The sequence below is a fragment of the Erwinia billingiae Eb661 genome (assembly GCF_000196615.1).
GTDB lineage: Bacteria > Pseudomonadota > Gammaproteobacteria > Enterobacterales > Enterobacteriaceae > Erwinia > Erwinia billingiae.
The window spans coordinates 4,528,470-4,546,900 of the sequence record NC_014306.1; the positions used below are offsets into that span (position 1 = coordinate 4,528,470).

The following is an 18,431-nucleotide window of genomic DNA, read 5'->3' on the forward strand; positions in this document are numbered from 1 at the left end:
ACGAGGCCCACGGTTGGGCGGCATACTGCCGCCCGGTGAGTTACAGTCCCCCAATATGCAGGGCTTTCACTTCTAAAAACTCTTCCAGTCCCAGCACCGAACCTTCACGTCCTAGGCCAGATTCTTTTACGCCGCCGAAAGGTGCCAGCTCCGTCGAGACGGCACACTCGTTAATGCCGACCATGCCACTCTCCAGTGCCGCCGACACGCGGAACACACGCTGAAGGTTTTGCGTATAAAAATACGCAGCCAGCCCGAACTCGGTATCATTTGCCCGACGAATAACCTCGTCTTCCTCATCAAAACGGAAGCAGGCAGCCACGGGGCCAAAGGTCTCTTCTTTTGCCAGCTTCATCTTCTCGTTGGCTTCGGCTATCACCGTGGGCTGCCAGAAATTGCCACCCAGAACATGGCGGGCACCGCCAGTAACAATCTTGCCTCCGTGGGCGACCGCATCCTTGACGTGTTCTTCCACTTTCTCCAGCGCAGAAGCCTCTATCAGCGGCCCGACGATCACCCCTTCTTCCATGCCATTACCGACCTTCAGTTTTTTCACCTCATCAGCCAGCTGGCTGACGAAGCGGTCATAAACGCGGTTGTGGATATAGAAGCGGTTCACGCTGACGCAAACTTGGCCAGCGTTACGGAATTTATTGGCGATGGCGCCTTTCACCGCGGCATCAATATCGGCATCGTCAAACACGATATAGGGTGCGTTACCGCCCAGTTCCATCGAGACCTTTTTCATCGTCTCTGCGGCATTTCGCATCAACAGCTTGCCGACGGCGGTCGAGCCGGTAAACGAGATCTTCCGAACCGCCTTGCTGGCCATAATGGCATCGCTGATTGCATGGGTGTCGCCCGCGACAGCATTGAGAACTCCATCGGGTACACCGGCTTTCTTCGCCAGTGCCAGCAGCGCAAAGGCTGAAAGTGGGGTGTTGTTGGCGGGTTTGATAATGCCGGTACAGCCTGCGGCCAGTGCAGGACCAAGTTTGCGGGTCAACATTGCCATGGGGAAATTCCACGGTGTGATCGCGGCCACCACCCCAATCGCTTCCCGCGTGGCCAGGATCCGCGAGCCGGCTTTGGCAGGAGGAATGATCTCGCCGTTAGCGCGCTTGGCCTGTTCAGCAAACCATTGAATGAAGCTGGCGGCATACTCCACTTCGCCTTCAGCTTCCTTCAGCGGTTTGCCCTGTTCGGCGGTCATTAACTTGCCGAGCCAGGCTTTGTTGTCGATCATCAGCTGATACCAGCGGTTAAGGATTTCGCTGCGCTCTTTGGCCGTTTTAGCACGCCAGGCGGGGAAAGCCTTCTCTGCAGCCGCGATCGCCTGCTCTGTTTCGCTTTTACCGGCTTTGGCGACATGGGCTACCACTTCACCCGTTGCCGGATTCAGTACATCGAAGGTGGCAGCGGTACGCAGCCACTTGCCATCACAAAAATAGCCGGTCTGGAACAGTTCGTGATCCTGAAGTAATGAGGTGCTCATCGTGTTCTCCTGAGGGGTTTGCCATCCTGATGGAATAAGTATAGATGGCACACTTTATCCCTGTATGAACCCGTCGGAGAGAAACGTGAATGGGAAAGCGCTGATACCGGGCAGTATCAGCGTAAAGTCAGATTTGGATGAGGGTGTTCTGGTACTTTTTCAGCGTATTCGCCAGCCTTTTGACCGGCTCGGTTACGTTCAGCGGCGCGTCATAATGCACCAGCTTGCCCTGATAAGTGTCCAGCTCGGCCAGCAGCTGCTCGAAGTAACGATGTCGTTTTGCATCGGTTCTTGCGGCAATGACCTGATCGGCGGTATGCCGCAGCTGTTTATGGTAAGCCGATAAATCCTCATTAACCGGGATATCTGCATCCCGCAAACGCTGGTGCCCGATGATCAACGTCAGGGCAATGCGGAATTTATCGATATCACCAGGGAAAATGTTCAGCAACATAAAGAGCTGGTGATATAGCGCCGGCAGATGATTCTCACGACGGCGAGCCTGATTGGTACTCATGGCGGCCACCGCGGCATACATAAAGCGATTCAGCAAAATGCGGCCGGTGCGGGCTTTCGACGTGTCCCGGATCAACAGGATCACCAGCAGCGCGAGGAAGCAGCCGATAGCCTGCCCCAACGCGTTATCCAGAAACGCGGTGACGTTAAAGGTCATCGGGTTATCCAGGGTAATAATGTTGATGGTGCCGACCAGGCCACCCAAAGTACCAATCTGCCGCCGCTGGATCAGTATTCCACCGATAAATGCCATCACACCCAGCGAGATGCACAACAGCAGCATACTTTGCTGGGTTGACGGCATGATCACCATGTAATAGAGCGATCCGAGTGGGATCGCCACGATCATGCCGTAGAGGAAATCCTTCGCCATCATCAGGGGATTCGGCATACGCATCGCCAGCGCGGTGATCACCGCCAGCATGACCATCGCGCCGCTTCCGGAAGCCCAGCCGGTCCACAGCCAGAAAAGAGAGCCGACTGCGGTGGCCACAAACGTCCTGATACCGTTGATCATCGCATGGCGGGATTCGGCCGAACGCATCTTCACCACCGGCTCATCCTTCAGCACTTCCCGCTCGATACGGCTGATGCTGCTATTGGTATGGATGCCTTTTAACAACAACAGGTAGCGCGTGGCGGCGACCACCCAGTTCTGCAACGTAACCGGCGTGTTTTTGCTGCCACTGGTGGTGATAACCCGTCGCATGATCTTCATCCGCTTGTGGATGTCACCGATGTTTTCTACTGATTTATCAAAAAAGATATGGAACTGCGGCGGGACATACTCTTTTCGGCTGTCCTGGATCAGATAGGTTTCGGCGGCCTGGGTAATCAGCGCCAGCGAAAGGGTATTCAGCGCACGCATGCGCTCATCGATTTTCTGCCAGCGGCTGGACTCCATCATCAGGTTGCCCCGCATGCCGTTCAGCGCCGTGGTGCGGCGAACCAGGTTGGTCCACAGTCTGTCGACTTCTTCCTTGTCGCCGTGCGCGACACAAAGCTGCATCAGCTTGTACTGATCCACCAGCAGGGCATCAATTTCCCGGTCAATGTCCTGCTTCACCGAGCGCGGCGAAAACAGCATATCGGCGAGGATGGCGCAGACAATCCCGATGATGATTTCGCTACAGCGTTCCACCGCAAACTGCGGAGCCAGCAGCACTGAACCGTTCGCATCCACACTGACCACAATGATCAGCGCGGTGTAACCCGCCAGGCCCAGCGCATAGGAGTTTTCAATTTTGATCAGGGAAGAGAGCCAGACGCAGAGTCCGGCCCACATGCAGCAAAGCAGCATCATTAACGCCGGTGCCCTGATGGTGGCGATCATGATGGTCAGTGCCGCAATACACCCTAGGAAGGTGCCGATGATACGCAACATGCCGCGGTGGCGAAGCGCGCCGGAGAACGGATCGCCACCGGCAGCAAACGCCGTTCCGCCTGCCACGATGCAGGCGGTCATTACCGCCCAGCGAGGCGTCTCAAGATTGAAGTGAAAACCGATTAGCAAAGACAGCACAATGGCAAAAGTCAGCTTGATCGGGAACCGCAAACGGTGCCACTGCATAATGCTCTCCTGCTTAGCCGAACTCACGCAGGCGATGCATCAACTTCGACATCGGTGACATCTGTTCCGGCTTGCGATCGGCTGCGCCGGTTACCACTACCGTCGCCGTGGTGCCGGATGGATAAAGATTGCCCTGCTGCTCGTCCAGGTGAATACGCACCGGCACACGCTGCGCCAGACGCACCCACTCCAGGTTGGAGTCAATGGTCGCCATCCCTTTGCTGTCGATGGTGCTGCTGCTGTTAGTCACACCCGCCGCAACGCTGTCCACCGTACCATGCAATACGCGGTTGCTGCCCAGCGGCGTAATCTCGACACGGTAACCCGGACGGACGCCTTCCAGCTTGGTTTCTTCCATATAGGCCAGCACATAGAAAGTATGCTGCTGCACCAACGCCACGGCGGTTGAGCCACGGGTAATGAATTCACCGCGGTAAACGTTCAGGTTAGTCACCCAACCATCGGCCGGCGCTTTCACCACGGTACGCGTCAGATCCAGTTTTGCGGTATCGCGCGTCGCGATGGATTTCGCCAGCTGGTGCTCGGAGGTCTGGTAATCGTTATTGGATTGCTCGATGGCCTCACGGGACATGGCAGAAACACCTAACTGATTGCGGCGGGCCGCTTCACGACGTTTCTCGTTCACCAGCGCCTGGTAGTAAGCCACATCGGCTTCAGCTTCATCCAGTGCCTGTTGATAGCGCGGCTGATCGACCACGAACAGCACCTGGTCTTTCTTCACCAGCTGGTTATCGCGTACCTTAACATCCGTTATCAGGCCGCTCACGTCCGGGGCAATCGCCACGACATCCGCAGTAAATTTAGCATCACGTGTCCACGGGGATTCTGTGTAGAACACCCATGCGCGGAAAATCAGGATAACGGCGATGACGACCAGAATCAGGGTTATGGCGTATCGGGCAATTTTTGTAGTTAGCGCTTTCACTATGACCTCAGACAAACAATCGGGAAACCAGGTAGAACAGGCAGCAGTAGAGTGCTGTATTAAACAGTGCAGGATGCCAGACCAGGTCATAGATCCCGGTTGGTGTCAGCAAACGACGCACCAGCCAGAACAGCATCAATGACACAATAATTTCGAAGAAAATGGGCGGAAAAGAGAGCCCAAATATCACAATAACCGGAAGCATACTCATCTTTTATCCTTGTCAGTACCTTACCGGGCACACGCCTTCTGGCAGACTCAAGCCACCTCCCGGTTGAGGGGGGCTGCTGCTTTACAGGTTGATGATGATAGAGTAACAGACAAGCTGTCAGATAATCATAACCGGCGCTCAATGAATAATAGCGTATTCAGGAGCCAGCATTGTGGTGAGTAGAGTTACGGAAAGGTAACCCGGCGCCGCTATAATAACGCGCCTGACTATGTGTTTTCTACCTAATGTGATCTAAATCACTTTTAAGCCAGGGTTAACAATGGAAAGACTTAAGGGCATGTCCGTGTTTGCACGGGTGGTAGAACTGGGATCCTTTACCGCGGCGGCTAACCGGATGCAAATGAGCGTCTCGGCCGTCAGCCAGACTGTAGCCAAACTGGAAGATGAACTCCAGGTCAAATTGTTGAATCGCAGTACCCGCAGCCTGGGACTGACCGAAGCCGGGAAGATCTACTTCCAGGGCTGTCGACGAATGATGTCTGAAGCGCAGCAGGTTCATGAACAGCTGTACGCGTTTAACAATACCCCAGTGGGAACCTTGCGCATTGGCAGTTCATCCACCATGGCGCAAAACGTGCTGGCCAACATGACGGCGGAGATGCTGCGGGAATATCCCGGCCTGACCGTAAATCTGGTCACCGGCAGCCCAGCTCCCGATCTTATCGCTGACGGGCTGGATTTAGTGATCCGCGTCGGCGCGCTGCAGGACTCGAGTCTGTTTTCACGGCGGTTGGGGTCAATGCCGATGGTGGTTTGCGCCGCAAAAAGCTATCTGACCCAACATGGCACACCGGAGAAACCGTCAGATTTAGGTAACTTTTCTTGGCTGGAGTACAGCGTCCGCCCGGATAACGATTTCGAGCTGACGTCGCCTGAAGGCGTCTCTATCCGCCTTTCTCTTCAGGGGCGTTTTGCCACCAATGACTCACAAACCCTGATCCGCTGGCTGGTTTCAGGAACCGGCATCGCCCATGTGCCGTTAATGTGGGTGATCGATGAGATTAACGCCGGACAGGTGGAGATCCTGTTTGCCCATTATCAATCCGCACCACGGCCGGTTTATGCGGTTTATACCCAGAAGGACAAGCTGCCGTTGAAGGTGCAGGTGTGTATTAACTATCTCACCGAGTATTTCGATAAGGTGGCGGACGTTTATCAGGAATCGCGGCAGGAGTAGAGGCCAGAAAAGCCAAAGGGACGATTTCTCGTCCCTTTGGGTGTCGCTTTTCAGCTATGCGTTTAAACGGATTACGCGGTGCCGCCAACCGTCAGCTTATCAAGCTTCAGCGTGGGCTGACCCACACCAACCGGCAGGCTCTGGCCTTCTTTACCGCAAACGCCCACGCCTTTATCCAGCGCCAGGTCGTTTCCGACCATCGAGATTTGCTGCATCGCTTCGATGCCCGAGCCAATCAAGGTCGCGCCTTTTACCGGTTTGGTGACCTTGCCGTTCTCAATCAGATACGCTTCTGAGGTAGAGAACACAAACTTACCTGAGGTGATATCAACCTGACCGCCGCCGAAGTTCGGTGCATACAGGCCGTACTCCACGCTTTCGATGATGTCCTGCGGCGTGGATTTACCGGCCAGCATATAGGTATTGGTCATACGCGGCATTGGCAGATGAGCATAGGACTCACGGCGGCCGTTGCCCGTTGGGTTAACCCCCATCAGGCGCGCATTGAGCTTATCCTGCATGTAACCTTTCAGAATGCCGTTTTCAATCAGTACGTTGTACTGACCCGGTACGCCTTCATCATCGACAGCCAGCGATCCACGCAGACCTTCGATGGTGCCATCGTCGACCACGGTACAGAGCTCAGAAGCCACCAGCTGCCCCATCTGGCCACTAAAGACCGAGGTTCCACGGCGGTTAAAGTCGCCTTCCAGACCATGACCGACCGCTTCATGCAACAGCACGCCCGGCCAGCCGGCACCCAGTACCACCGGAATGGTGCCTGCCGGGGCAGCAACCGCATTCAGATTAACCAGCGCCATTCGCACCGCTTCACGCGCCCAGGCTTCAGCACGCATTTCGCCAGACTCATCAGCCAGGAAGAATTCATAGCCGAAGCGCCCGCCGCCGCCGCTTGAACCACGCTCACGCTTGCCGTTCTCCTCTACCTGCACGCTGACAGAAAGGCGAACCAGCGGGCGAATATCGGTGGCCAGCGTGCCGTCAGTGGCGGCCACCAGAATCATTTCATACACGCCGCTCAGACTGGCGCTGACTTCCTGAACACGTTTGTCCGCAGCACGGGCGGCGCTATCGACGCGGTGCAATAACGCAATTTTTTCTTCACGGGTCAGGCTCTGCAGCGGATCCACCGTTGGGTACAACGAACGATGCATCACCGCGCCAAGCGTATGGGATTTTCCGTTCCCCTGCTCACGGACAATGCTGCGCGCAGCGGTAGCGCTCTGCGTCAGGGCATTCAGCGTAATCTGGTCTGCATAGGCAAAACCGGTCTTTTCGCCGCTGACGGCACGGACGCCGACACCCTGATCGATATTCCATGAACCGTCTTTAATGATGCGGTCTTCCAGCACCCAGGACTCGTGAAAGCTGGACTGGAAATAGAGGTCGGCATAATCCAGTTTACGTTCAGACAGCTGACCGAGAAGGGAAAAGAGATCCTGTTGATTAATGTTGTTAGCAGTTAGTAACTGCTCACTTACCAGATTCAGACTCATGAATTCTCGCTCTGTTTGGATGAGCCAGTAACCGCTGGCATCGCATATCTATAGCCTGAGGCAATTCGCAGGTCACGTCAAATTCACTTCGCGCTCTTTTCAACGGGCTTACGCAGCACTTCGTCAATCTGCGGCTTATCGATCGAGCCGGAAATATGGTAGCGAAGCACCGAAATTTTGTTCCACAGCGGACCGAGCACTTTGCTGGCGGCAAACACCGCCGCACCGACAATCGGATTGACCGCAAACGCTGCAGCCACACCGACGGTCGCGGAGATCTCTGGTGCCACAACCGCTTCCATATCGATCTGGCGTTTCACCAGGTCCATTATGCCCTTCATCGCAATGTCAGCTTCCAACCCGTCCACCAGCAAATTGTCGGTGTGCATCACGCCCTTTTCAATCCAGGCCGTTCCGCTGATCGAGTCGTAATAGAAGCCCTGACTGAAGGTATCGCTGAAATCCAGCCGCATTTTGCGCAGCAGCGCATCGAAGCTGACCAGCCGCAGGAGCTGTCCGGCTCTGCCGGTATTCACATCGGCAATTTCACCGGCACCGAAATGCGACTTCAGCACGCCGCTTAAGGTTGCTTCTGACGGCTGCCACGGAGCGGACTGCCAGTGAAGATCGTAATCGATATTGAACGGCGAATTCCGCAGTGGCGTATTCACCCCAAACCAGTTGGTGGCATCATTGATTTTTTTACCACTGAGCACGCCTTTTAAAGCCGTACGCTGGGCGCCAGGACGATTAACCCACTCGCCCTCGACTTTCAGCCGCGAGCTACCGGTATCAATCAGGCCATTTTTCAGGGTCAGCGTGTCGCTGGAATGGCTGACATCTGCCGCCATCCGGCCAAATTTCTGCCCGCGTATCCAGCATTCATCGCAGGTCAGTGCCAGCGCTGGCCAGCTGCTGAAATCAATCTTGCTGCTGTCGCCCGGCAGAGGAGAACCGCCTTCGGCGGAGGCCCATTCCGGATTGTAATAAAGGTAGTTGAGATGAGCAGCCCAGGGTGAGCGTTGGTTCATCTTCAACGTGCCGTTAATCTCTTTGCCCTTAGCCTGAATCTGCGTGTCTCCCGATACGGTCTCACTCAGCGTGGCTTCAAGATCGTGCCACAGCTGGCCACCCAGCGTCAGCGCTGGCGTGCGTAGGGTGATATTCCCCGGAATAAACGCCCGGCTTTTAGTGGCCTGCTGCGAAGACGATCCACCTGCCGTTTTGCCTGTGCTTTGGCTGTTGAACAGCCCCAGCCAGGCTTCGCCATCCAGCGGAGGCAGATTCAGGACCATGCCGTCCGCCTCGGGGAGGGGAGGCAGACCTTTGCTGTTGTTCTCCCAGATTCCACGATCGATCTTCAACTGCTTGCCAAAGAGCCACTGGCTATTGAAGTGGCGGTTGCTGCCGACAGAACCGCTGAGGTTGAAACTTTTGAGGTCACCCTTGGCGCTGACTTTAACCGGCATCGCCACATTCCGCTCTTTATCCAACGGTGGAGGTAAGTGACTACTCACATTTTTCAGGTCACCGTCCAGTACAACCTGATAGTTTGCGCTGCCAGCGTGCGGCAAATTGATCAGCACGTTGCTCTTCCAGCTGGCATCGCCGGTGAGTTTGTCACGGATCTGCGCAGGAACCACATCCATCTTGCCTGGCTGCCAATCCCCTTTAAGATCAACGCCAATCTGGTAGTTCTTGTCGCCCTCAAGGGTGTTGAAGCTGACGTCCATCGGCTGCCCGAACCAGTTGGCCGTCATCGGGTCACTCTTCAGATCGCCATTATCGTAGGTAAAGTGGCCAGTCAGCTGCTTGATGGTGCTATCAAGCGGCTTGATGTACAGCGTGTTGTCCTTCAGATTCACATCGCCGGTGGCCCGGACCAGCTCGCCATCGAGCGGAATATCCAAATGTAAGCGACCACTCACATCGCCGCCAATCTGCAGCTCATCAAGCGCGGCACCCAGTGACGGTTTCAATGGCGTCTGATTAAAGTAATCGCCAATCGCTTTGCCGGCACCGTTGATGTCAGCATCAATGATCAGCTTCTCTTTCAGATAATCCGGGATTACCGCCGAGATATTTCTGCCATCAACCTGCCCCAGTTTGGTGTGTTCGGCTTTCATAAACAGGCCGTCATTCACGAAGTCGAGGTTGATATCCAGATTTTGCAGATCCGGCCAGCCTGGCTGGAACTGGAAGGTTGATTGTTTCAGCGGCACCCAGACTTCAAACTGCCCGTCATTATGCTTGAACGGGAACAGTTGGGGGTTGCCGGCGAAAATCAGTGAGGCATTCTGCACCTGCCCGCCCTTAATGGCGCCGCTGAGGTAGTCCACCAGCGATTTGCCCATCAGCGGTTCAGGGAAGTAACGCCAGGCATCGCCGGCATCGGTCACATTGATGCCGGCCAGAATATCCAGTCGGGGCGCTTTGTCCTTCGGCTGGGCGTAGGTGAAGTCGCCTTTCGCCCACAGGGAACGCGCCTTCACATCTAACTGATGGCCTGCAAGGGTGAAGTGGTCGTTGGCGTACTGCCAGCTCAACGCCCCTGTGGCATGTTCTATTTCAAGCGGTGCCCGGAACATCGAACCGTAAGGTAAGGTGGCGTTGTTGACGTTGAAATCGACCTGCCCGTTCGCCACCGCACCGCTCACCGATCCACTGAAATGCGCCATACCGGGCAGCAGTTCCCAGTGTTGCCAGCTGAGATCCCGCCATTTGGCCTGGAAACGGCTCTGTTCAGGTTGTTGGACAGGAATATCCACCGCCAGCGCTTCAATGCGGCCTTTAGGTTGCAACGCACGCCAGTTTTGCAGCAGTGTTGGGGTCAGTTTGGCAAACAGAGGGATCAGCGGATCCAGCCGTTCCAGATCCAGCTGCGTGGCGCGCACGCGTACTTCTTCATTGTGATCCGGGCCTGGCAATACGCCATTCTCAGGCTGCCACATTCCCGACAGCTGGCCTTTGGGCCACGGGTGGCCGTCGGTCACCAGATTGGTCTGAGGAACCTCAATGCTCCAGCCGCTGTTGAAGCGGGCAATGTGCGCGGTAACGTTATCGACGGTCAGATGATGCTGCTGTTGGTCGCCCTTCCAGCTCGCGCCGCCTTTTTTCAGCTGAATATCGCCATCATAGATTTCACCCTCTTTCAGGCTCATCCACGCCGCCAGACTGAATCGTGCACTGTCCAGGCTGGTATTATCGCGCATCCACTGGCCTAGCCAGGGTTTCACGTCGACATCATCCGCCTGCATCCACACCCGGCCGGTATCCAGATAGCCGTTACTGTCGCTCAGATCCAGCCGCACCTGAATTTCACCATGCTGACCGTTAAAACTGGACAGGCTGACCACGCCTTCCGCACGGTGACGGTTTTTTTCGTTTAGCCAGGTGAGCTGAGGAACATCCAGTCGCGCAAGCTGACCGGAAAGGGTGACAAAGCTGATGTGACTGTCGCGGAGATCGAAATGATCGAATTGACGAAGGAACAGATCGCTGAACTTACCCGGCTCCAGCTGCAATTTCTCACCGTTGCCTGAGGTTAACGGCTGACTGGTGGCCAGATTCAGTTGGTAGAAGGTCAGATTACGGAACTGCCAGCGCAGGTGGAGCATTGACTGCCAGATATCCAGCGCCAGCGTGATGCGTTGGGCTTTTAAGTCATCACCTTCTTTCAGGCTGACGTGCAAGTCGCGGATTTCCAGCACCGGGCCGAAGTTTTCCCAGGTGCCGTTCAGCGCACTGGCTTCCACCGGCATGCCGGCCACGGACGAAATTTTTTCCAGCAGCGGTTCGCGCCAGCTGTTCAGATGCGGCATCACCAGACGCAGCCCACTGACCATCAGCGCAACAATCACCACGATGGTTGCGCCAGTCAGTAGCAGGATCCCTGGTAATCGCCTCACACACTTCTCCTTGTGCTGGTCACATCATGATCACGTCAAACTGCTCCTGGGTATAGAGCGGTTCAACCTGGACTTTGACCTGCTTGCCAACGAAGATTTCTACTTCGGCCAGCGCGTGTGATTCTTCGGATTTCAGCGCTTCACCCACCGCAGGTGAAACGTATACCAGGAAGCGGTCCGAGTCATAAGCATGATGTACGCGAACAATTTCACGCATGATCTCATAACAGACCGTCTCAACCGTTTTCAGCGTGCCGCGTCCCTTACAGACCGGGCAATCCTGGCAAAGCACATGTTCAATACTTTCCCGGGTGCGCTTACGCGTCATCTCCACCAGCCCAAGCTGGGAGAAGCCATGGATACCGCTTTTTACCCGGTCTTTACTCAGACCCTGCTCAAGGGAATGCAGCACGCGGCGTCGGTGATCTTCATTGGTCATATCGATAAAGTCGATGATGATAATGCCGCCGAGATTACGCAGACGTAACTGCCGGGCAATGGCATGCGTCGCTTCAATGTTGGTATTGAAGATGGTTTCATCAAGATTGCGATGGCCAACGAACGCGCCGGTATTGATGTCGATGGTGGTCATCGCTTCGGTTTGGTCGATGATCAGATAGCCACCGGACTTCAGCTCCACTTTGCGATCCAGCGAACGTTGGATCTCATTCTCAACGTCAAACAGATCGAAGATCGGTTGCTTGCCGGTATACAGTTCCAGTTTGGAGGTCATCTCCGGGATATATTCGCCGGTAAACTCCACCAGATGCTCGTAGGTCAGACGGGAGTCAATGCGGATCCGGTCGAGCGCTGCACCGGCAAAATCACGCAGGATGCGCTGGGATAAGGCCACTTCGCCATACAGGCGGCAGCGCGTTTGGTTGCGTTTTCTGCGCTCAATCACCTTGGTCCACAGGCGTTTCAGAAATGCCGCGTCAGACGCCAGCTCAACCTCACCCACACCTTCAGCCGCCGTACGGATGATGTAACCGCCCAGTTCGTCACAGTAAGCAGACACCACCTTTTTAAGACGGTCGCGCTCGGCTTCACTTTCAATACGCTGAGACACTCCCACGTGTGAGGCGCCAGGCATAAACACCAGATAGCGTGATGGCAGAGTGATGTCTGTGGTCAGGCGTGCGCCCTTGGTGCCCAGGGGATCTTTCACCACCTGAACCACCAGGTCCTGCCCCTGTCGGACCAGCTCGGAGATATCGCGCACTGAGAAGTTTTTCTGTTCATCTCCGGCGACGCATTCCGTATGCGGCATGATATCCGAGGCGTGCAGGAAGGCGGCCTTTTCCAGACCGATATCGACAAAAGCGGCCTGCATGCCGGGCAAAACACGGCTGACGCGCCCTTTATAAATATTGCCCACAATCCCACGGCGCGCTTCGCGCTCGATATGGATTTCCTGCAGGATGCCGCCATCAATATAGGCTACACGCGTTTCCGAAGGGGTGATATTTACCAGCAGTTCAGCGGTCATGTTGTTCCCTTACCTCACGCAGTGACTGAAAATGGCTGAGTAACTCAGCGGTTTCAACCAACGGCAACCCGACCACTGCGTGATAGCTTCCATTAATTTTGCGAACAAAATTGCCTCCCAACCCCTGAATGCCATAGGCTCCGGCTTTATCCATCGGTTCACCGCTGGCAATGTAGGCGGCAATATCCTCAGCGGTTAAGGTACGAAAAGTGACGTCGGTGACCACCAGACAGTCCAGGATGCTCGCGTTATCTGCCAGCGCAACGGCGGTCAGTACCTGATGCGTCTGACCAGACAGTTTAGTCAGTATTTTGGCGGCGTCAGCCTGATCTTCAGGTTTTTCCAGCACCTCACCGTTCAGCACCACAATGGTGTCTGCGCCAAGCACCGGCAGATCCCGTTCTGCCACGGCAACACCGGCCTGAGCTTTTTCACAGGCGAGACGGCGAACGTAGGCTTCAGCCTGCTCGTCCGGGCGTTTCAGTTCTTCAACTTGAGTAGAGAGGCGTTCAAAGCGCAGGCCAAGCTGCGTGAGCAGCTCGCGACGACGGGGAGAACCAGAGGCCAGATAAAGGGATACCATAATCGTCCTTATTGTACGGCAAACTGGCGGCGTATTTTTCTCATCAACAAGAACAGCCAGGGCCAGAGGATACCGTCTACTACGCTACTCCAGAAAATTTCCGGTCGGAATGAGACGTTTATCACTAAAAATTCAGCCCAAAATACAATGACATCCATTGCCAGCGACAGCACCATGACCATCAGCGCCTGTTGCCAGAGCGCGAGGTTACGGAACAGTTGGAATTTGAACGCCACCAGATAAGCCACGATGCTGAAAGCCAGAGCACGAACGCCCAGCGTCGAGCCAGAGATAAGATCCATTATAGAACCCATCACAAAGCCCGTGCCGACATTCACACGATGAGGCAGAGCCAACACCCAGTAAATCAGGATCAGAAGAAGCCATGACGGCCTGAACATAAAGAACTGTTCAGGCCACGGCATAATTTGTAATACCAGTGCGACCAGGAACGACAGCCAGATAACCCAACGCCCATGGCTGCGATAACTGCTCAAGGATGGCCTCCGCGGGCAGCAGGCGCGGCCTGGCGACCCGCAGAAGAAGGCGCGGCAGGAACAGCGGTTTGACCGGAAGCAGCAGGAACGGATCCCGCAGGTTGCCCCGGTGCGGGCGGTCCCATCAGTTCATTCGCGGCAGGCAGAACCTGCGGCATCATCTGCATCAGTCGCTCATTGGCCACCCGGTGCACTTCATTCGGCGCCATTGGCATCGTGCCATTACGATCGGCGCCCCAAAGCAGCAACAGATAGCGCAGACGCTGTAAACCTGCGGTAGGTCGGGCCTGGATCACGGTGTAAGCGCGCTGGGTATCAAGCTTGACGGAAGAGACCACGCCAACAGGATAGCCTTCAGGGAAACGGCCGCCCAGTCCGGAGGTCACCAACACATCGCCAACGCGAATGTCGGTGTTACCTGGCAGGTGTTCCAGCTGCAAGTCTTCAGTACAGCCGTTGCCCGCCGCGATCACCCGTATATCGTTACGCAGTACCTGAATAGGCAAGGCATGGGACGAGTCACAGATCAGCATCACCCGGCTGGTGATTTTACCCACGGCAACCACCTGCCCGACCACACCTTTATCACTGATCACCGGCTGGCCTTCGTAAACGCCGTTCACGCTGCCTTTATCAATTACCACCTGGTCGGTGTAGGGATCGGTACCGGTGGAGATCACCTGAGTGACCATCTTGTGCTCGTCCTGACGCAGAGGGGAACCCAACAGTTCGCGGAGACGGGCATTTTCCTGCTTAAACTGACCCAGCATCAGCAATTCGCTGTTCTTGAGCATCAGTTCGCGCTGTAAGCCTTTGTTTTCCAGTTCGAGCTGCTGGCGAGAGGCCAGTGTTTCAGAAACACTGTCCAGAATTTGACGTGGCCCGTTGGCCAGAAAATAGAATGGGCTGACCGCCGTATCCATATAGGTGCGTATCTGGCTGAAAGCGCCCATACGACTGTCGGCGACAATCACGCCTATAGCCACAATAACCGCTAAAAATAAGCGTAACTGCAGGGAAGGTCCCCTGCTGAAGATCGGCTTCATAAACTCGGCGTATTCCTCGACATCTTAAAAAAGGAGTGCAGGACAGAGCGTACCTACACTCCTTAAGCAAATTATTCTTCGCTGAACAAATCGCCGCCGTGCATGTCGATCATTTCCAACGCTTTACCGCCACCGCGAGCAACGCAGGTCAGCGGATCTTCTGCCACCACGACCGGAATACCGGTTTCTTCCATCAGCAGACGATCGAGGTTACGCAGCAATGCGCCACCACCGGTCAGAACCATACCGCGTTCAGAGATGTCGGATGCCAGTTCTGGCGGACACTGTTCCAGTGCAACCATCACCGCGCTAACGATACCGGTCAGCGGCTCCTGAAGCGCTTCCAGGATTTCGTTGGAGTTCAGCGTGAAGCCACGCGGCACACCTTCTGCCAGGTTACGACCACGGACTTCAATTTCACGCACTTCATCGCCCGGATAAGCAGAGCCGATTTCATGCTTGATACGTTCAGCGGTCGCTTCACCAATTAGTGAACCGTAGTTACGGCGCACATAATTAATGATCGCTTCATCAAAGCGATCGCCACCGATACGGACGGAAGAAGAGTACACCACGCCGTTCAGCGAGATAACCGCCACTTCTGTTGTACCGCCACCGATATCCACAACCATTGAACCGGTTGCTTCAGACACCGGCAGGCCGGCACCGATTGCCGCAGCCATAGGCTCTTCAATCAGGAACACTTCACGTGCTCCTGCGCCCTGCGCGGATTCACGGATTGCGCGACGCTCAACCTGCGTCGCGCCGACAGGCACACACACCAGCACGCGCGGACTTGGGCGCATGAAGCTGTTGCTGTGAACCTGTTTGATAAAGTGTTGCAGCATTTTTTCAGTAACGAAGAAATCGGCGATGACGCCGTCTTTCATTGGCCGAATAGCAGCGATATTGCCGGGGGTACGACCCAGCATCTGTTTTGCATCATGACCGACTGCCGCAACGCTTTTAGGGGAACCGGCACGATCCTGACGGATGGCAACGACGGAGGGTTCGTTCAGAACGATACCCTGCCCTTTCACGTAGATCAGGGTATTGGCTGTACCCAAGTCGATGGACAAGTCGTTGGAAAACATGCCACGGAATTTTTTAAACATACTAAAGGATAATCCTGCAAGCTGGGGGCGGAAAATAAAATCCGCTTACTTTACCAACCACACGAAGCAGCGACAAGGCGCAAAAATAGTCTACTTCGGTGAAAAATCACGCTATCTCACGCAAGGGCCACACCCTGAAGTCGCGTTGCGAACCACAAGCCTGATGTCAGGCTAATGCGCTCAGAATTCAGGGCTGACAGACGGACATAACGTACATAAAATTTAACATTCTTTGGGTCACTGGCTGACCAGATCCCCCATGCCGGCACCACAGCCGCGCGGGTATTCTACGTGAAATCCAGCACAACGGCAGATTAAACTTGATATCTTTGCGAATATTTTTTTACGCCGGTGTTTAGCGGCTGCGACGGCGCGATGAAATCGCCCTGACCACCCGCCACACCTAGCTCCGCAAGGATTTGCCACTCGCCTCTGGTGCGGACACCCGCCGCGAAAACCTGGGTAGAAGTCCTGGTACAGCTCTCCAGAAGACTCCTGACAAACAGCTGATTCTCTGTACGACGCTCGATGTTTCTTACCAGGGCAGGATGCAGCTTAATCAGCTCCACCTCAAACTGCCTGATATAAGCCGTACTGACCACCGTCAGGCCCGCCTGATTAATCGCAATTCGACAGCCAAAACCCTTCAACAATCGAAACGCAGAACCCAAACGGCTGATGTGTTGACACACATCTGCTTCTGCAAGTTCAAATAAAATGTGGTTTCTTTGCAATTTAGTGCATTGCAGCAGCATATCCCTGAGCCAAATCTGAAAAGGACGCTGCATAAGGGCATCAACGGTCAGCGGAATGGCGAAGGTTTCCTCTGGCCAAATCGGCAACAGCGACAGGATGCGGGTGACTAACTGACGGTCGTATCCTTCGGCCATGCCTAACTGCTGAACGAAAGGCAGATACTCGGCTGAGAGCAGCTCCTTCTCGCCATCATAGATACGCGGCATCATTTCCCGATGATGAACGGTCCCATCAAGGGTCACTGCGGGTTTCAGATACAGTCTTGGGCCGCCACGGTGCAGGGTATTTTCCAGCAGCGTGCGCCATTTAACGCTGCCGCGGGTGAACTCTTGCTGCGGCGCTTCACCCACCGACCAGTTGTTGCCACCCAGTAAAGCGGCATGTCGGGTAGCCAGTTCAACGTTTTCCATTACCTGCTGCGTTTCCTGCCCGCTGTGCCAGGCGCTGATACCGATGTGGATAATATCCTCGCGATCCAACATTCGCGTCGGCGGCAGCGCATCCACGGCATGAATAAGCTGGGAAGCAATGCTGTCGGCATCTTTCAGGCTGCGATGAGGAAGGAGAACGGCAAAATCACTGCGGAAATAGCGCGCCAGCAAGGCGCCGGGATAACGCATCACAAAGGTGGATAACAGGTTCACCAGCGCAAACAGATAGTCTTTGGTCTGGTTATGTCCCCAGTTATCCCGCAGCGTGTCAAAGTCCGGCAGACGGATCATCATTACCATGCCGTGCGTGCCACCGGTTTCGGTATCCTCCAGCATGGTCGCCAGTTGGTTATCAAAGAACAGGCGATTGTTCAGCCCGGTGGTCGCGTCCTGCGCGGCAAACGTCCGGATTAAAGTATCAATGCGCGTGCGCTGCTCGCCCGCTTCCTGCAGGTCTGCCAGCAGTAAATCGATAGCGCTACTGGCCTTGGGTGGCCACTCATGTACCGTCCCCGCCCTTACCGTGCCTCTCTCTCCTTTAATCACCTTGCCGGCTCTGACCTCAAGCCGCTCCATGCCCTGAAGCTGCCGGTTAAGCCAGCGATGCGTCACGATCAGCAGCGTGGTCATGATCGCCACTATCGCGATGACCACGCTAAGAATGAAGGCGCCGATAAACGATTTCAGCCAGGTTTCGGTTGAATCGACCCACTGAACATGGAGGCGGTAACCCGGATGTTTTGGCAGCGGAAGGACGGTGTCGCGATACTGGTTTTGTTCATCATCCAGTACCGGATCCTGATGATGCACGAGGGTTAACCGGGTTTGATCACCTTGCATCAGCTCGGTGCGAACAATTTGCAGTGGCCCCATCACTTTGCTTAGCCACTGAGCAACCTGTTCGGGTGACTCACTTTGCAGCGCGGTATCCACATCGCCAGCCATCAGTTCAAGCCGGTGTTCACTTCTCTGCGTGCTGAGGTAAAAAAAACTCATAATGCAGCCCACCAGCATCAGTAACATCGCCAGTGCGCTCAGTAAGGTGATCATCGTCGAAAGTTTGGTGGTTAATCGCATCCCTGTGCCCATCACTGCGGATAAAGTAACGCATTTCGCGCCCTGAACCCGTGCCGAATAAATGTATGACTCTCCG

Annotated in this window: 13 protein-coding genes; 1 reads left to right on the top strand and 12 read right to left on the bottom strand. The window is 55.2% G+C overall.

Annotation, left to right across the window (positions count from 1 at the left end; genetic code table 11):
• Positions 1-40: 40 nt before the first annotated feature.
• From EBC_RS22000 to aaeX, 4 genes are all read right to left on the bottom strand, one after another.
• Positions 41-1,495 carry an NAD-dependent succinate-semialdehyde dehydrogenase gene (locus tag EBC_RS22000; RefSeq protein ID WP_013204076.1) on the bottom strand — a complete coding sequence of 485 codons (1,455 nt, stop codon included), beginning with the start codon at positions 1,493-1,495 and terminating at the stop codon, positions 41-43.
• A gap of 127 nt (positions 1,496-1,622) precedes the next feature.
• A complete protein-coding gene (gene aaeB, locus EBC_RS22005; RefSeq protein WP_013204077.1) occupies positions 1,623-3,581 on the bottom strand; it encodes a p-hydroxybenzoic acid efflux pump subunit AaeB in 1,959 nt (652 codons plus the stop codon).
• Positions 3,582-3,594: 13 nt separating this feature from the next.
• The gene (gene aaeA / locus EBC_RS22010) at positions 3,595-4,527 is read right to left on the bottom strand and encodes a p-hydroxybenzoic acid efflux pump subunit AaeA (RefSeq protein ID WP_013204078.1); all 933 of its coding nucleotides are present in this window, start codon (positions 4,525-4,527) and stop codon (positions 3,595-3,597) included.
• A gap of 7 nt (positions 4,528-4,534) precedes the next feature.
• Positions 4,535-4,738, bottom strand: a complete 204-nt coding sequence (gene aaeX, locus EBC_RS22015; RefSeq protein ID WP_013204079.1) for a p-hydroxybenzoic acid efflux pump operon protein AaeX — start codon at positions 4,736-4,738, stop codon at positions 4,535-4,537.
• A 280-nt stretch (positions 4,739-5,018) separates the two neighbouring features.
• On the opposite strand from aaeX, the gene aaeR reads away from it, so the two are divergent.
• Positions 5,019-5,936 (top strand): HTH-type transcriptional activator AaeR, encoded by a 918-nt coding sequence (gene aaeR / locus EBC_RS22020; RefSeq protein WP_013204080.1) that lies wholly within the window; start codon positions 5,019-5,021, stop codon positions 5,934-5,936.
• A gap of 71 nt (positions 5,937-6,007) precedes the next feature.
• Here the strand turns inward: aaeR and tldD are convergent, their stop codons facing one another.
• The 8 genes from tldD to csrD form a co-directional block, all read right to left on the bottom strand.
• Positions 6,008-7,453, bottom strand: a complete 1,446-nt coding sequence (gene tldD, locus EBC_RS22025; protein WP_013204081.1) for a metalloprotease TldD — start codon at positions 7,451-7,453, stop codon at positions 6,008-6,010.
• A gap of 83 nt (positions 7,454-7,536) precedes the next feature.
• Positions 7,537-11,361: an AsmA2 domain-containing protein YhdP gene (yhdP, locus tag EBC_RS22030; RefSeq protein ID WP_013204082.1), complete on the bottom strand. Its 3,825-nt coding sequence runs from the start codon at positions 11,359-11,361 to the stop codon at positions 7,537-7,539.
• 19 nt (positions 11,362-11,380) lie between these two features.
• Positions 11,381-12,850 carry a ribonuclease G gene (gene rng / locus EBC_RS22035; protein WP_013204083.1) on the bottom strand — a complete coding sequence of 490 codons (1,470 nt, stop codon included), beginning with the start codon at positions 12,848-12,850 and terminating at the stop codon, positions 11,381-11,383.
• Positions 12,840-13,433 (bottom strand): Maf family protein, encoded by a 594-nt coding sequence (locus EBC_RS22040; RefSeq protein ID WP_013204084.1) that lies wholly within the window; start codon positions 13,431-13,433, stop codon positions 12,840-12,842. The genes rng and EBC_RS22040 overlap by 11 nt, the downstream gene beginning before the upstream one ends.
• 8 nt (positions 13,434-13,441) lie before the next feature.
• The gene (gene mreD, locus EBC_RS22045) at positions 13,442-13,930 is read right to left on the bottom strand and encodes a rod shape-determining protein MreD (RefSeq protein ID WP_013204085.1); all 489 of its coding nucleotides are present in this window, start codon (positions 13,928-13,930) and stop codon (positions 13,442-13,444) included.
• Positions 13,927-14,976, bottom strand: coding sequence for a rod shape-determining protein MreC (gene mreC / locus EBC_RS22050; protein WP_013204086.1), 1,050 nt, complete (start codon positions 14,974-14,976; stop codon positions 13,927-13,929). The genes mreD and mreC overlap by 4 nt, the downstream gene beginning before the upstream one ends.
• 71 nt (positions 14,977-15,047) lie before the next feature.
• Positions 15,048-16,091 carry a rod shape-determining protein MreB gene (mreB, locus tag EBC_RS22055; protein ID WP_003855260.1) on the bottom strand — a complete coding sequence of 348 codons (1,044 nt, stop codon included), beginning with the start codon at positions 16,089-16,091 and terminating at the stop codon, positions 15,048-15,050.
• Positions 16,092-16,405: 314 nt separating this feature from the next.
• Positions 16,406-18,355: an RNase E specificity factor CsrD gene (gene csrD, locus EBC_RS22060; protein ID WP_013204087.1), complete on the bottom strand. Its 1,950-nt coding sequence runs from the start codon at positions 18,353-18,355 to the stop codon at positions 16,406-16,408.
• Positions 18,356-18,431 lie beyond the last annotated feature (76 nt).

Excerpts from the sequence above, each read along its gene's own strand:
- EBC_RS22000 (WP_013204076.1), bottom strand. The coding sequence starts at position 1,495 with ATGAGCACCTCATTACTTCAGGATCACGAACTGTTCCAGACCGGCTAT.
- aaeB (WP_013204077.1), bottom strand. The coding sequence starts at position 3,581 with ATGCAGTGGCACCGTTTGCGGTTCCCGATCAAGCTGACTTTTGCCATT.
- aaeX (WP_013204079.1), bottom strand. The coding sequence starts at position 4,738 with ATGAGTATGCTTCCGGTTATTGTGATATTTGGGCTCTCTTTTCCGCCC.
- aaeR (WP_013204080.1), top strand. The coding sequence starts at position 5,019 with ATGGAAAGACTTAAGGGCATGTCCGTGTTTGCACGGGTGGTAGAACTG.
- tldD (WP_013204081.1), bottom strand. The coding sequence starts at position 7,453 with ATGAGTCTGAATCTGGTAAGTGAGCAGTTACTAACTGCTAACAACATT.
- rng (WP_013204083.1), bottom strand. The coding sequence starts at position 12,850 with ATGACCGCTGAACTGCTGGTAAATATCACCCCTTCGGAAACGCGTGTA.
- EBC_RS22040 (WP_013204084.1), bottom strand. The coding sequence starts at position 13,433 with ATGGTATCCCTTTATCTGGCCTCTGGTTCTCCCCGTCGTCGCGAGCTG.
- mreC (WP_013204086.1), bottom strand. The coding sequence starts at position 14,976 with ATGAAGCCGATCTTCAGCAGGGGACCTTCCCTGCAGTTACGCTTATTT.
- mreB (WP_003855260.1), bottom strand. The coding sequence starts at position 16,091 with ATGTTTAAAAAATTCCGTGGCATGTTTTCCAACGACTTGTCCATCGAC.
- csrD (WP_013204087.1), bottom strand. The coding sequence starts at position 18,355 with ATGCGATTAACCACCAAACTTTCGACGATGATCACCTTACTGAGCGCA.